A 14,277-nucleotide genomic window follows, 5' to 3' on the forward strand; every position below is an offset into this window, starting at 1 on the left:
CACGACAAGTGCTGGCGATGCCCACACTGATTAACCGTAGCTTAGCCTTTTGCCAGCAACGGGCGAAAGCTTTGCCGACCTGTCTGCATCAGTTCGCAACATTTGTCGTGCAGAGTGTTGCCAGGGTGAAAATGCCGGCCTGCTGAGGCCCCGTTTCAGGTAGAATGCGCGCCCGGTTTTTGGAGAAGCTCATGACCCTGCTCAAATTCAGCGATGTGTCCCTTGCTTTCGGCGCTATGCCGTTGTTGGACAAGGTGTCCTGGCAGATCGCCCGTGGAGAGCGGGTGTGCATCATCGGCCGCAACGGCACTGGCAAGTCCAGCATGATGAAGCTCGTCAAGGGCGACCAGAAGCCCGATGACGGCTCGGTTTGGCGCGCACCCGGGCTCAAGATTGGCGAATTGCCGCAAGAATTGCCGGTAGCCGACGAGCGGACAGTGTTCGACGTGGTTGCCGAAGGCCTGGACGGTGTTGGCGCGTTGCTCGCCGAATATCACCACCTGAGCCAGAACATCGTCACCGATGCCGACCTGGACAAACTGATGCACGTCCAGCACGACCTCGAAGCCCGTGACGGCTGGCGTTTGCAGACCCTGGTCGACAGCACCCTGAGTCGCCTGCAGTTGCCGGCCGACAAGACCCTCGCCGAGTTGTCCGGTGGCTGGCGTCGTCGTGTCCTGCTGGCCCAGGCCCTGGTGTCCGAGCCGGACCTGCTGCTGCTCGACGAACCGACCAACCACCTGGACATCGGTGCAATCGCCTGGCTGGAAGAAGCGCTGAAGGATTTCCAGGGCGCCGTGCTATTCATCACGCACGACCGTTCCTTCCTGCAGAACCTGGCGACCCGCATCCTGGAACTGGATCGCGGTGGCCTGATCGACTGGAACGGCGACTACGCCAGTTTCCTGGTGCATAAAGAAGCCGAGCTGGCCGCCGAAGCCACCGCCAACGCGCTGTTCGACAAGAAGCTGGCCCAGGAAGAAGTGTGGATTCGCCAGGGCATCAAGGCCCGTCGTACCCGTAACGAAGGTCGCGTGCGTGCCCTGAAAGCCCTGCGCGTTGAGCGTAGCGAGCGTCGTGAGCGCACCGGCAAGGCCAACATCCAGCTGGACACCGCTGACAAGTCGGGCAAGCAGGTGATGGTGCTCGAGAACGTGAGCTTCGCGCACCCGGGCGGCCCGTTCCTGATCAAAGATTTCTCGATGGTGTTGACGCGCGGCGACCGCATCGGTCTGCTCGGCGCCAACGGCACCGGCAAGACCACGCTGCTGAAGCTGATGCTCAGCGGCTTGCAGCCCACCAGCGGTAAGGTGGAGGAGGGGACCAAGATCGACGTCGCCTACTTCGACCAGTTGCGCCACCAGCTGGATCTGGAAAAGACCGTGATCGACAACGTCGCCGAAGGTCGCGACTTCATCGATATCGACGGCCAGAGCCGCCACGTGCTGAGCTACCTCGGCGACTTCCTGTTCAGCCCGCAGCGTGCCCGCACGCCGGTCAAGGCGCTGTCCGGGGGTGAGCGTGCCCGCCTGTTGCTGGCCAAGCTGTTCAGCAAGCCGGCGAATCTGCTGGTGCTCGACGAACCGACCAACGACCTCGACGTTGAAACCCTTGAACTGCTCGAAGAGGTCTTGCTGACCTTCAACGGCACCGTGCTGATGGTCAGCCACGACCGGGCATTCCTCGACAACGTGGTCACCAGCACCCTGGTCTTCGAAGGTGAAGGCAAGGTTCGCGAATACGTCGGTGGTTATCAGGACTGGCTGCGTCAGGGCGGTTCGCCGCGTCTGCTGGGCGTGACCGAGAGCAAGTCCGGCAAGGCCGACCTGAACTCCGCCGTGGTCAAGGCCGAGCCTGCGCCTGTCGCGGCCGCCGTCGATGCGCCGGTGGCGAAGAAGAAGCTCAGCTACAAGGTGCAGCGCGAGCTGGAAGCGTTGCCGGGGCAGATCGAGGCCATGGAGCAGCAGATTGCCAACGTCGAAGCGCAGATGGCCGATGCGGGCTTCTACCTGCGTCCGGCTGCGGAGACAGCGGCGGTGATCGCCCAGCTGGCGCAGTTGCAGGCTGAGCTCGACATCATGGTCGAGCGCTGGGCCGAGCTGGATGCCTGATTGATTCGGCATTAAAAAAGCCCGGCTTCACACACGTGAACGCCGGGCTTTTCATATGCAATGCAATCCCCCTGTAGGAGCGAGCATGCTCGCGATGAACCTGAGAGCGCCACGGGGTGTCAGGCTCCCCGCGTCATTGTTGACGACCATCGTCGGAACGCCGCCCGGAGCATGCTCGCTCCTACAGGGGGCGGTGTTGTCAGCTTTTGCTTTGCAGGCGTACTGCCAGCACATCGCAAGGCGCGCCGTGCAGGACGTCGTTGGCGGTGGAGCCCAGCAGCAGTGCCAGGCCATGGCGGCCGTGACTGCCGACCACGATCATGTCGCACCCTTGCTCCTTGGCCAGGTGGTGAATTTCCTGGCGAGGCTGGCCGTAGGTCAGGTGGCTGTATTCCCTGGAGAGCTCAGGGTATTTCAGGATCAAGCGATCGAGACGCTCCTTGGCCTGATCGAACTGCTGTTGCTGCAGTTGTGACAGGTCCATTGGCACATCACCGCCAAAGGCCATGGCCATTGGCTCGACGATATGCACCAGGGACAACTTCGCCCCATTGCTCACCGATAGCTCGCGAGCACGGTGGATTACAGGGTCGCACTCTTCGGTTAGATCTACAGCAACCAGAATGTGGTTGTAGGGCATGAGGTGCTCCTCCTGAGGATTGCAATATTGCTAAGTATGGCTGGTTTCAAGCGCAGTGTTTCCAAAGTGACTCAATGCGCTCATCAAGAATCGGGAGTACAGATATGACGGTCTGGATAGTGGTGTCAATCCTGCTGGTGGTGCTGAGCCCCTTGGCATGGCTGCGACCCTCGCGCCATCAGAGCGGGCGCATGGCCCTGCGCATGGAAGCGCGACGCATCGGCCTGGCCATGCAGCTGGCGCCTCAGGAGTGGCCGCACTGGCTCAGCCAGGAGCCGCCAAACCCTTGTGCGCAGTACCATCGGCCGCGGCGGGGCAATCAACCGGCGTGCTGGAGTTACTGGCAAAAATCACCGGGTTTGTGGGTGAACCAGTGGCAGGAACCTTGCGACGAACGCGCGCTGCTCAATCATTTCGAAAAATTACCGGATAATGTCTACAAGGTCGAGGCTGACAAGCAGATGATCACCTTGTATTGGGGTGAGAAGGGTGACGCGACCGTTTTGCAAAATATCGATGCCACCCTCAAAGCCCTGGCCTGAACCCGATTCCCCCTCTCCCTGTGGGAGCGAGCCCGCTCGCGATGAACCTGAGAGCGCCGCGGGGTGCCAGGTTTCACGCGTCATCGTTGAAGACCATCGCGAGCAGGCTCGCTCCCACAAGGTTTTATGCAGGCAATAAAAAGCCCGACAACGTCATCGGGCGGGGTTGGCCAGGCAGGCCGGTAATTCGGTTTGGGCTGATCTTACGCTGGGCATTCGCCAAAAGCGTTCAATTTTTTCCCCAGGTTCCGCCAGCGTAGCCGGTCAGCCACGGCTTGCCGTGAATTAGGGCGAATTTTCTAATGATTGATCCTATGAATGGCTGCTCATGCAACAGCTGTTGCAGGCCTTCGTCTTACAGAAATGACCGCCAAGTCGTATTTGAACCCGCATTTTGGGCGATTGACAATTGTCGGAAATTCCGTGAAGGTGGCGTACCCAAATCAAACGGGCGTATGAATTGAGCGTTTGTCTTACAAACCGCTCCTACAGAATCCCGACTATCGCGTTGGCGGGTGTGCCGGGTGGATAGGCGTAGCATTGACGATTGACGTCCCTGCCAGCCATCCGCCTGCGTCCGACGTGTACTGTTCAGCTTCCATATCGTGGAGATCAGTTGATGATTTACGAAGGTAAAGCCATCACGGTTAAGGCTCTTGAAAGTGGCATCGTCGAACTGAAGTTCGACCTCAAGGGTGAGTCCGTCAACAAGTTCAACCGTCTAACCCTGAACGAACTGCGTCAGGCCGTGGACGCCATCAAGGCAGATGCTTCGATCAAGGGTGTGATCGTCAGCAGTGGCAAGGACGTGTTCATCGTCGGCGCCGACATCACCGAATTCGTCGACAACTTCAAGCTGCCGGATGCAGAGCTTGTGGCTGGCAACCTCGAAGCCAACAAGATTTTCAGCGATTTCGAAGACCTCAACGTCCCGACTGTCGCCGCGATCAACGGCATCGCGCTGGGTGGCGGTCTGGAAATGTGCCTGGCGGCGGACTACCGCGTCATGTCGACCAACGCCAAGATCGGTCTGCCGGAAGTCAAGCTGGGCATCTACCCGGGCTTCGGTGGTACCGTTCGTCTGCCGCGCCTGATCGGTACCGACAACGCCATCGAGTGGATTGCCGCCGGCAAGGAAAACCGTGCGGAAGACGCACTGAAAGTCGGTGCCGTCGATGCCGTTGTTGCCCCTGAAAAACTGCAGGATGCCGCGCTGGAACTGATCAAGCGCGCCATTTCCGGCGAGTTCGACTACAAGGCCAAGCGCCAGCCGAAACTTGAAAAACTCAAGCTGAACGCTATCGAACAAATGATGGCGTTCGAAACCGCCAAAGGTTTCGTGGCCGGTCAAGCTGGCCCGAACTACCCGGCCCCGGTCGAAGCGATCAAGACCATCCAGAAAGCCGCGAACTTCGGTCGTGACAAGGCTCTGGAAATCGAAGCTGCCGGTTTCGTCAAACTGGCCAAGACTTCGGCAGCACAGAGCCTGATCGGCCTGTTCCTGAACGATCAGGAACTGAAGAAAAAGGCCAAGGCCTATGACGAAATCGCCAAGGACGTGAAGCAGGCCGCCGTACTGGGCGCCGGCATCATGGGTGGCGGTATCGCTTATCAGTCGGCTTCCAAAGGCACGCCGATCCTGATGAAGGACATCAACGAGCATGGTATCGAGCAGGGTCTGGCCGAAGCCGCCAAACTGCTGGTTGGCCGCGTTGATAAAGGCCGCATGACCGCTGCGAAAATGGCTGAAGTGCTCAATGGCATTCGTCCGACCCTGTCCTACGGCGATTTCGGTCACGTTGACCTGGTCGTCGAAGCAGTGGTCGAGAACCCGAAGGTCAAGCAAGCCGTACTGGCTGAAGTCGAAGACCAGGTCAAAGAGGACACCATCCTCGCCTCGAACACCTCGACCATTTCCATCACCTTGCTGGCCAAGGCCCTCAAGCGTCCGGAAAACTTCGTCGGCATGCACTTCTTCAACCCGGTGCACATGATGCCGCTGGTGGAAGTGATCCGTGGCGAGAAGTCCAGCGAACTGGCTGTTGCCACCACCGTTGCCTACGCCAAGAAAATGGGCAAAAACCCGATCGTGGTCAACGACTGCCCGGGCTTTTTGGTCAACCGCGTGCTGTTCCCGTACTTCGGCGGTTTCGCCAAGCTGGTCAGCGCTGGTGTCGACTTCGTGCGTATCGACAAGGTCATGGAAAAATTCGGCTGGCCAATGGGCCCGGCGTACCTGATGGACGTGGTCGGCATCGACACCGGCCACCACGGTCGCGACGTGATGGCTGAAGGCTTCCCGGACCGCATGAAAGACGACCGTCGTTCGGCGATCGACGTGCTCTACGAAGCCAAGCGCCTGGGCCAGAAGAACGGCAAGGGCTTCTACGCCTACGAGACCGACAAGCGCGGCAAGCAGAAGAAAGTCGCCGACCCGTCGGTGCTGGAAGTGCTCAAGCCTATCGTTTTTGAACAGCGCGAAGTCACCGACGAGGACATCATCAACTGGATGATGATCCCGCTGTGCCTGGAAACCGTGCGTTGCCTGGAAGACGGCATTGTCGAAACCGCCGCCGAAGCCGACATGGGTCTGGTCTACGGTATCGGTTTCCCTCCATTCCGTGGCGGTGCGCTGCGCTACATCGACTCGATCGGTGTTGCAGAGTTCGTTGCCCTGGCTGACCAGTACGCTGATTTGGGCGCGCTGTACCACCCGACCGCAAAACTGCGTGAAATGGCCAAAACCGGCCAACGGTTCTTCGGTTAAGCGTCCCAACTTTTGAGCGAGAGTGAAATTTTATGAGCTTGAATCCAAGAGACGTCGTGATTGTCGACTTCGGTCGTACTCCGATGGGCCGCTCCAAGGGCGGCATGCACCGCAACACCCGCGCCGAAGACATGTCGGCGCACCTGATCAGCAAACTGCTGGAACGCAACGTCAAGGTCGACCCGAGCGAAGTCGAAGACGTGATCTGGGGCTGTGTGAACCAGACCCTGGAGCAGGGCTGGAACATCGCGCGCATGGCGTCGCTGATGACCCAGATCCCGCACACCTCGGCCGGCCAGACCGTCAGCCGCCTGTGTGGCTCGTCGATGAGTGCCCTGCACACTGCTGCGCAAGCGATCATGACCGGCAACGGTGACGTTTTCGTGGTTGGCGGCGTCGAGCATATGGGTCACGTGAGCATGATGCACGGTGTCGATCCGAACCCGCACATGTCGCTGTACGCGGCAAAAGCTTCGGGCATGATGGGCCTGACCGCGGAAATGCTGGGCAAGATGCACGGCATCACTCGCGAGCAACAGGACGCTTTCGGCGTGCGCTCCCACCAACTCGCCCACAAGGCGACCGTGGAAGGCAAGTTCAAAGACGAAATCATCCCGATGCAGGGCTATGACGAGAACGGTTTCCTGAAAACCTTCGACTACGACGAAACCATTCGTCCGGAAACCACCCTGGAAAGCCTGGCGGCATTGAAGCCTGCTTTCAATCCGAAGGGCGGCACCGTGACAGCCGGTACTTCGTCGCAGATCACCGATGGTGCCTCGTGCATGATCGTGATGTCGGCGCAGCGCGCACAGGACCTGGGCATCCAGCCGATGGCGGTGATCCGCTCGATGGCGGTGGCAGGTGTGGATCCGGCAATCATGGGCTATGGTCCAGTACCGGCCACACATAAAGCACTGAAGCGTGCGGGTCTGAGCATCTCCGACATCGACTTCTTCGAGCTCAACGAAGCTTTCGCCGCACAGGCCCTGCCAGTGCTGAAAGATCTGAAAGTGCTCGACAAGATGAATGAGAAGGTTAACCTGCACGGCGGCGCGATCGCCCTGGGCCACCCGTTCGGTTGCTCCGGTGCGCGTATCTCCGGCACTTTGCTCAATGTGATGAAGCAAAATGGCGGCAACCTTGGGGTAGCCACCATGTGCATTGGTCTCGGCCAAGGCATCTCCACCGTCTTCGAACGCGTTTAAGCGTTGCGTTGACGGAAGCCGGGGCCAAGTGCCCCGGTTTTTGTTTTTGCGGTTTTTTTTATTTTTTATTTCAAACTGATTTGAGAGAGGGCCGAAGCATGCCGATACAACCTGGGCTCTATCAACATTACAAAGGTCCGCAGTACCGTGTATTCAGTGTTGCGCGGCATTCGGAAACCGAGGAAGAAGTGGTCTTCTACCAAGCCCTGTATGGCGATTACGGCTTTTGGGTACGCCCCTTGAGCATGTTCCTGGAGTCGGTCGAAGTTGACGGCGAACAGGTGCCACGCTTTGCTTTGGTGCAAGCCGAGCCGAGCGTTTTTCCGCAGCCATAAGGGGAGTGCGCGCAGAACCCTGCGCTTGACCTCACCTTGTAGCCACTATATATAGCGGTGCCGCGTCAGGCGCCAACCGCCTTTCACTTCTAGAATTCAGGAATTTTCTGATCCATGGGCAAATCGCTGGTCATTGTGGAATCCCCGGCTAAGGCCAAGACCATCAACAAGTATTTGGGCAACGAATACGTGGTGAAGTCGAGTATCGGCCATATCCGAGACCTGCCCACCAGCGGTTCGGCTAGCGCCAGCAAAGAGCCAGCCGCCAAGCGCGGCAAGGCTGCTGCGGGTGAAGCGCCGGCCTTGTCGCCGAAAGAAAAGGCGCGCAAGCAGCTGGTCGCGCGCATGGGTGTCGATCCCGATCATGGCTGGAAAGCCAAGTACGAGATCCTCCCGGGCAAGGAAAAGGTCATCGAAGAGCTGCGCCGGCTCGCCAAGGATGCTGACACCATCTATCTCGCAACCGACTTGGATCGCGAGGGGGAAGCCATTGCCTGGCACCTGCGCGAAGCCATCGGTGGTGATGACAGCCGCTACAAGCGTGTGGTGTTCAACGAAATCACCAAGAAGGCGATTCAGGAAGCCTTCTCCCGGCCAGGCGAGCTGGACATTGATCGTGTCAACGCCCAGCAGGCGCGTCGTTTCCTCGACCGCGTCGTGGGTTACATGGTGTCGCCGCTGCTGTGGGCCAAGATCGCCCGTGGCCTTTCCGCCGGTCGGGTTCAGTCGGTTGCCGTGAAGCTGGTGGTCGAGCGTGAACGCGAAATCCGCGCGTTCATCCCGGAAGAATACTGGGAAGTCCACGCCGACCTCGGCACCGCCAAGGGCGCGACCGTGCGTTTCGACGTCGCTCGCGAGAAGGGCGAAGCCTTCAAGCCGCTCAACGAAGCCCAGGCCATGGCCGCGCTGGAGAAGCTCAAGGCCTCCAGCTACAGCATCGTCAAGCGCGAAGACAAGCCGACCAGCAGCAAGCCGTCGGCACCGTTCATCACGTCCACCCTGCAGCAGGCCGCGAGCAACCGCCTGGGCTTCGGTGTGAAGAAAACCATGATGATGGCCCAGCGTCTGTACGAAGCCGGCTACATCACTTACATGCGTACCGACTCCACCAACCTCTCGGCCGATGCCGTGGCGATGGCGCGTACCTATATTGAAGGCGAGTTCGGCAAGCAGTACCTGCCGGAAAACCCGAACGTCTACAGCAGCAAGGAAGGCGCACAAGAGGCTCACGAAGCGATTCGTCCGTCCGACGCCAACACCGAGCCAAGCAAGCTGTCGGGCATGGAGCGTGATGCAGAGCGGCTGTACGAGCTGATCTGGCGCCAATTCCTCGCCTGCCAGATGCTGCCGGCGCAATACCTGTCGACTACTGTCACCGTTGGTGCCGGCGACTTCGAGCTGCGTGCCAAGGGCCGTATCCTCAAGTTCGACGGTTACACCCGGGTGATGCCGCAAATCGCCAAGCCGGGCGATGACGACGTGCTGCCGGACATGGCCCAGGGCGACGCGATGAAGCTGATCAAGCTTGATCCGACCCAGCACTTCACCAAGCCGCCGGCACGTTACTCGGAAGCCAGCCTGGTCAAGGAAATGGAAAAACGTGGCATCGGTCGTCCTTCGACCTATGCGGCGATCATTTCGACCATCCAGGACCGTGGCTACGTGGCGCTGCACAATCGTCGCTTCTATTCGGAAAAGATGGGCGACATCGTTACCGAGCGCCTGTCTGAAAGCTTCTCCAACCTGATGGACTACGGCTTCACCGCCGGCATGGAAGAGCACCTCGATGACGTGGCCCAGGGCGAACGCGACTGGAAAAACGTGCTCGACGAGTTCTACGGCGACTTCAAGAAGAAACTCGAAGTGGCCGAAAGCCCGGACAGCGGCATGCGTGCCAACCAGCCGGTGATGACGGACATCCCATGCACCACGTGCGGGCGTCCGATGCAGATCCGTACCGCTTCGACCGGGGTGTTCCTCGGTTGCTCCGGTTACAGCCTGCCGCCGAAAGAGCGCTGCAAGGCGACCGTCAACCTGGTGCCGGGCGATGAAATCGCCGCGGACGACGAGGGTGAATCGGAATCGCTGGTGCTGCGTGGCAAGCATCGCTGCCCGATCTGCAGCACGGCGATGGACGCCTACCTGCTGGACGAGAAGCGCAAGCTGCACATCTGCGGTAACAACCCGGATTGCGACGGCTATGAAATCGAAGAGGGCACCTATCGCATCAAGGGCTACGAAGGTCCGAGCCTGGAATGCGACAAGTGCGGCAGCGAGATGCAGCTCAAGACCGGCCGTTTCGGCAAGTTCTTCGGTTGCACCAACGCGACCTGCAAGAACACCCGCAAACTGCTGAAGAGCGGCGATGCGGCGCCGCCGAAGATGGACCCGGTGAAGATGCCTGAGCTGAAATGCGAAAAGGTCAACGACACCTATATCCTGCGCGACGGTGCGTCGGGCCTGTTCCTGGCCGCCAGCCAGTTCCCGAAAAACCGCGAGACTCGTGCGCCGCTGGTGATGGAAATTATCCCGCACAAGGATGAGATCGATCCGAAGTACCATTTCCTTTGCGAAGCGCCAAAGAAAGATCCGGATGGCCTGCCTGCAGTGATCCGTTACAGCCGCAAGACCAAGGAGCAGTACGTGCAGACCGAAGTCGACGGTAAGCCGACTGGCTGGAAGGCGTTCTACGACGGTGGCAAGTGGAAGGTCGAGGACAAGCGGCCGGCTGCGAAGGCGTAATAGCCGCAATACCTAAAAGGCCGCATGACAACCTTCGGGTTTCATGCGGCTTTTTTGTTTGCGCTGTCTGTGGGGTTCCGGCTTGCCGAAAGGGGGCCTGACAGCCGACCTGTTGTTTGTTGACGGAGTACATATCCATTCCTGCAGTAACGGCCACCTATGGTTTCGCTTTTACAGCGAGTCACTTGGAAGAGACCTGTAGATACTCTGTTCACGGTCAAGCTTTCGCGAGATGTTTTTTGCTAAAAAGCTTGGCCGTATTAAATTCTTCTCCGGAGCGCATGCATGCCCATAACCCGGTTAGGTATTTGCGCATGACCGCGCCGATGGCTTGCATTTTCTTCTTGCCGCGCGCTACCAGTGCCTCGTAGAAGGCCTTCACATTCTCATCACAACGGATTGCCGTCATCGCCGGCATGAACATCGCTGCACGCAAGTAAGCATTACCGCACTTGGACATTCGTCCTGGCCGGTTCACGCTGGTGCCTGACTGGGTCAGTCTGACATCCAGGCCTGCATAGCGGCTTACCTGTGCCGATTTAAGCGTCACTGGAAGGGTCGTCAGCTCAGCCAGTGCGGCGATGGCCGAGGCCTCTCCAACGCCGGGCGCCGCCATCATGCAGCGAAACTGCAAACTCAGATCCGGGCATTTGGCGATGGCCTCACGTGCGGCTTTCTTCAAGCGATCAATCCGGGAGTCCAGTCCTGCAATCGCCTCCTTCTCATCCTCGATCAGCAGCTCCACACTCGTTTCTGTTGCTTGTAGGGCGTGTAATTCGTTTTTGGCTCGTGTTCGATGGCCAATCAGTCGGTTGATGTGGCGACCAATCGCACGCAGCATCATCTGTTCCGCAGTGGGCGGGACCCACAGCCTAGGCCCCATACGCTCGCCGTATTCGGCCAGCAGTTGGGCATCGATCTGGTCAGTCTTGCTGTTTTGCAACATCAGCTTGGCAAAGTTGTGGAAGCTTTTGGGATTGATCACCGAGACCGGCAAGCCGGCGGCGTGCAACTCCATCGCAAGATCCAGGTAGTAAATACCGGTGGCCTCCATGACAACGCTTAGCGGCTTGAGACGTAGCAGCTTTTCCACAGCGGCCTTGCGACCTTTGGGTGTGTGCTGAATGTCTCCATTGCCTGCTGCTTTGCCGTTCTGCCGCCATCCCATGGCTGAACTGCGAGCACTGATATCTATGCCGACATGCGCATTCATTGCTTTTCACTTCCTTGGCTTTAGGTAAGATTGCACCTGGTTCCCCCGACCTCGAACTTCATGCCACTGCAACCTTGTAATGCGAAGTCCGACTTGTCGGCTTCTCGATACTCTTCGTGGTGGGCAATGAGGCGGGGGGGCCTCTCTACAGACAAGGTCAGGAGCAAATCCTGCCTTCAGGAGCGATCGGCCTCCCCCAGAAACGCACTTACTTGTGTGTACGCTGCCGAGCTTAACCTCTCTCGCTGGGTACAGGGACAACATACAAGGAGCGAGCATGCTCGCGATGGAGGTCAACGATGACGCGGGGAGCCTGACACCCCGTGGTGCTCTCAGGTTTTTCGCGAGCATGCTCGCTCCTACAGGGCCCGCCGCGATGGGCCATTCTTGGCCCGGCGGCGGCTAAACCGGCATCCATGCCGGTTTGCCCACTGCGCAGAACCTCCACTCGGCCTCTCGAGGGGGCAAGAAAATCAAAAGCCAGAGCAAGATCAAACGCGAAAGCGAGGCGGCCTGACAGCCGACCTGATTTTTGCTCCGGCCGCGATCTCATTGTGGAAGCGAGCCTGCTCGCGATGGACGTCAACGATTACGCGCCCTGTCTGGATGATCGCGTTGTCTGGGCGTTTTTCGCGAGCAGGCTCGCTCCCACAGGGGATCAGGTACAGCCGTAAAAGTCAGGTCGGCTGTCAGGCCGCCTCGCTTTGGCTTTAGATTTTGGGCGCCCCGTTAAACCACGATGGCCGAACGCAGGCATTGCGCAGTGGGTAAACCGGCAGGACGCCGGTTTAGCCGCGCTGGGCCATGGATGGCCCATCGCGGCGACCCACGGAGCAATGCCGGAGTGAGGGCATGCCGAGCCTAAGCGAGGCACCAAGTGGTGGGGCAAAGCCTTTTGGTTCCTTTTTGGCGTTTGAAAAAGGGACTCGCCGTAAGGGCGAAACCCTAAGTGGCCGTTACCGCAGCAATGGATATGAACACAGACAACAATCTCCCACAGGCTTTGACGCGGCATGGATCAACGTTGGTAGAGGCGCCGATGGAGGTAGTCACAGCCGGCCTGATCGGGAGTCGTGCGCTTTTTCTCCAAGGAGCGGTTTCGTTCACAAGGGTGGTGGCGATTTATTGAGTGGGTGTGTAATTCAGGATCAGACAATGCTTGCGGGAGAAGGAGTTGATCCACGACACTGTCTGACCTGCGTGAAGCAATTATTTCGTTGTGGAGGCTGCCGTCATGGCCCACGAACTCTATACCCGTACCAACCAGAAGATTTATTTCGCCGGCCTGTCGCTGGAAGCTCTCGCCAAAGCCGAAGAGGGGCGGGCGATGAATTCCCTGGCGCTGATTCAGGCGGGGCGAGAATCGGCGTTGTTTCACCTGTACGGTGCCTTGCTGGGGCTGTGTCACGAGATTGCCGGCTTCTATCGTTTGCCTCAAGCCAATGCCTCCCGGGCCGAATCGTTACTGACTCGCGAAGTGCTGGAAAGCATCGCTATTCCGGAAATGGCCGAGATGGTCGAGCTGGCCAACAATCCGGAAACCTGGCTGGCCAAGTTGTTGGCTGCCCATGCCGCGTTGTTTCAGCCGCCACGAGCGCCGCACAAGCCTAAAGGTGATGTGACGCAGCCGTTGATCCTGGCGGTCAACCTCGATGAAGAAGAGGCGCCTCAGGAGCTGGGTCGCGAGGAGCTGGAGAGCTGGCGGCAAAACCTGAAAAGTCTGGCCATTCGTTTTCGCGAAGGCTTGAACGAGTGCTGAGGGATTGAGCAGTACAGCGAACGACCTTTGGGGTTGTTTGCTCGACGGCTGAGCCGTTTTTCGCGATGGCATCTGGTCAAGATCCCGAGCGAAGCCTGACCGATGCCTATATAATGCCCGCCTTTCGTGGAGAACAGACCTTTATGCCAACGTCCTTTCTAGAAATTGTCGAGTTACCAGACGGCCGAATCGAGCTGCGCAGGGCTGAGGACGAGGGTTCTCTGGTTACTTTGGATTTCTCCGAGGACGCCAAAGCGTTCCTGCAAGGCCAGCACGTAGAAGTCGCCAAGGCGATGTTGAGCGTCGGCGTGCAGATGGCGGGGCGCATGGTTGAAGGCGAATTCGAAAAAGAAGAGGGGACGCGGGTCCTTCATTGACCCCGCCCGTCGGTTTTGTCGGCACTGCCTTCAAATTTTACCGGCGCTGCCTCCAATAGGCTTCTCTGTCCTAGCAGAAGCCCACGCGCTCAGCGTGCGCCGTTAACCCAGTCGAATATTCAGGCTTTGAGCGTCCCCGATGCGGGCGGCGCTGATCAGCTGTTGCCGTGAGCTTGTGCTCATCGGGTTGAGCCAGCTGACCACCGTGTGGCTGCGGCCAAGGCGAAGGGCCTCGCAAGTCAGTTGCTGGGCGCTTTGGGCGCCGCGTGGTTGCAGCAGCAGGATGCGTTCGCGATTGAGGCCGGCGTCCCGCAGCCAGGCCTGGGTCAGGCTGGCGGGCGGGGCGATCAGGGTCAGCCAGCGTGCATCCTGGTCCTGGCTGAGCTCCCGCAGGATCGGCGCCAGAAGGTTCAGGCAGTTCCCGGCCGCACCACGCAGAGACAGTTCACTGAAGACCTCGGGCTCGGCGCTCCAGGGCGACTCGACCACTTCCTTCAGGATCGGCGCCAATGGCTGTGCCATGAACGCTTCGAACAGTAGCGGCAGTTGGGCTTGCTGTGGTGAATGTGGGAACTGCATAAAG

At 59.2% G+C, this 14,277-nt stretch carries 11 protein-coding genes and 1 pseudogene; 9 read left to right on the plus strand and 3 right to left on the minus strand.

Translation table 11 applies throughout. From position 1 onward, the window contains the following. Nucleotides 1-191: 191 nt before the first annotated feature. Nucleotides 192-2,111: an ATP-binding cassette domain-containing protein gene (locus ACA054_RS09440; protein WP_497689144.1), complete on the plus strand. Its 1,920-nt coding sequence runs from the start codon at nt 192-194 to the stop codon at nt 2,109-2,111. A gap of 199 nt (nt 2,112-2,310) precedes the next feature. Here ACA054_RS09440 and ACA054_RS09445 read toward each other — a convergent pair whose 3' ends face one another. Then, on the minus strand, nt 2,311-2,751 hold the full coding sequence (locus tag ACA054_RS09445) for a universal stress protein (protein ID WP_497638756.1): 441 nt from the start codon (nt 2,749-2,751) through the stop codon (nt 2,311-2,313). A 104-nt stretch (nt 2,752-2,855) separates the two neighbouring features. Here ACA054_RS09445 and ACA054_RS09450 point away from each other — a divergent pair, with 104 nt between their 5' ends. The 5 genes from ACA054_RS09450 to topA all read left to right on the plus strand — a co-directional run bounded on the left by ACA054_RS09450 (nt 2,856) and on the right by topA (nt 10,345). Next, on the plus strand, nt 2,856-3,293 hold the full coding sequence (locus ACA054_RS09450; RefSeq protein WP_497689145.1) for a hypothetical protein: 438 nt from the start codon (nt 2,856-2,858) through the stop codon (nt 3,291-3,293). Nucleotides 3,294-3,912: 619 nt separating this feature from the next. Continuing rightward, on the plus strand, nt 3,913-6,060 hold the full coding sequence (gene fadB, locus ACA054_RS09455) for a fatty acid oxidation complex subunit alpha FadB (RefSeq protein WP_497689146.1): 2,148 nt from the start codon (nt 3,913-3,915) through the stop codon (nt 6,058-6,060). Between the two features lie 32 nt (nt 6,061-6,092). Next, nucleotides 6,093-7,268, plus strand: coding sequence for an acetyl-CoA C-acyltransferase FadA (gene fadA, locus ACA054_RS09460; protein WP_497689147.1), 1,176 nt, complete (start codon nt 6,093-6,095; stop codon nt 7,266-7,268). 98 nt (nt 7,269-7,366) lie between these two features. Continuing rightward, on the plus strand, nt 7,367-7,603 hold the full coding sequence (locus ACA054_RS09465) for a DUF1653 domain-containing protein (protein ID WP_057715655.1): 237 nt from the start codon (nt 7,367-7,369) through the stop codon (nt 7,601-7,603). A 114-nt stretch (nt 7,604-7,717) separates the two neighbouring features. Next, nucleotides 7,718-10,345, plus strand: a complete 2,628-nt coding sequence (gene topA / locus ACA054_RS09470; RefSeq protein ID WP_497689148.1) for a type I DNA topoisomerase — start codon at nt 7,718-7,720, stop codon at nt 10,343-10,345. 217 nt (nt 10,346-10,562) lie between these two features. Here topA and ACA054_RS09475 read toward each other — a convergent pair whose 3' ends face one another. Continuing rightward, nucleotides 10,563-11,558, minus strand: a complete 996-nt coding sequence (locus ACA054_RS09475) for an IS110 family RNA-guided transposase (protein ID WP_497685826.1) — start codon at nt 11,556-11,558, stop codon at nt 10,563-10,565. A gap of 277 nt (nt 11,559-11,835) precedes the next feature. Between ACA054_RS09475 and ACA054_RS09480 the strand changes: the two are divergent. From ACA054_RS09480 to ACA054_RS09490, 3 genes and pseudogenes are all read left to right on the plus strand, one after another. Then, nucleotides 11,836-11,922 (plus strand): annotated as a pseudogene (locus ACA054_RS09480) (outer membrane lipoprotein carrier protein LolA); the annotation flags it as partial. A gap of 870 nt (nt 11,923-12,792) precedes the next feature. After that, a complete protein-coding gene (locus ACA054_RS09485) occupies nt 12,793-13,317 on the plus strand; it encodes a DUF6586 family protein (protein ID WP_180204994.1) in 525 nt (174 codons plus the stop codon). A gap of 143 nt (nt 13,318-13,460) precedes the next feature. Continuing rightward, nucleotides 13,461-13,694 carry a hypothetical protein gene (locus tag ACA054_RS09490; protein ID WP_497690263.1) on the plus strand — a complete coding sequence of 78 codons (234 nt, stop codon included), beginning with the start codon at nt 13,461-13,463 and terminating at the stop codon, nt 13,692-13,694. A gap of 102 nt (nt 13,695-13,796) precedes the next feature. Here the strand turns inward: ACA054_RS09490 and sulA are convergent, their stop codons facing one another. Then, nucleotides 13,797-14,273 (minus strand): SOS-induced cell division inhibitor SulA, encoded by a 477-nt coding sequence (sulA, locus tag ACA054_RS09495; RefSeq protein ID WP_497689149.1) that lies wholly within the window; start codon nt 14,271-14,273, stop codon nt 13,797-13,799. Nucleotides 14,274-14,277: the final 4 nt, after the last annotated feature.

Source organism: Pseudomonas sp. LBUM1653 (genome assembly GCF_059716115.1).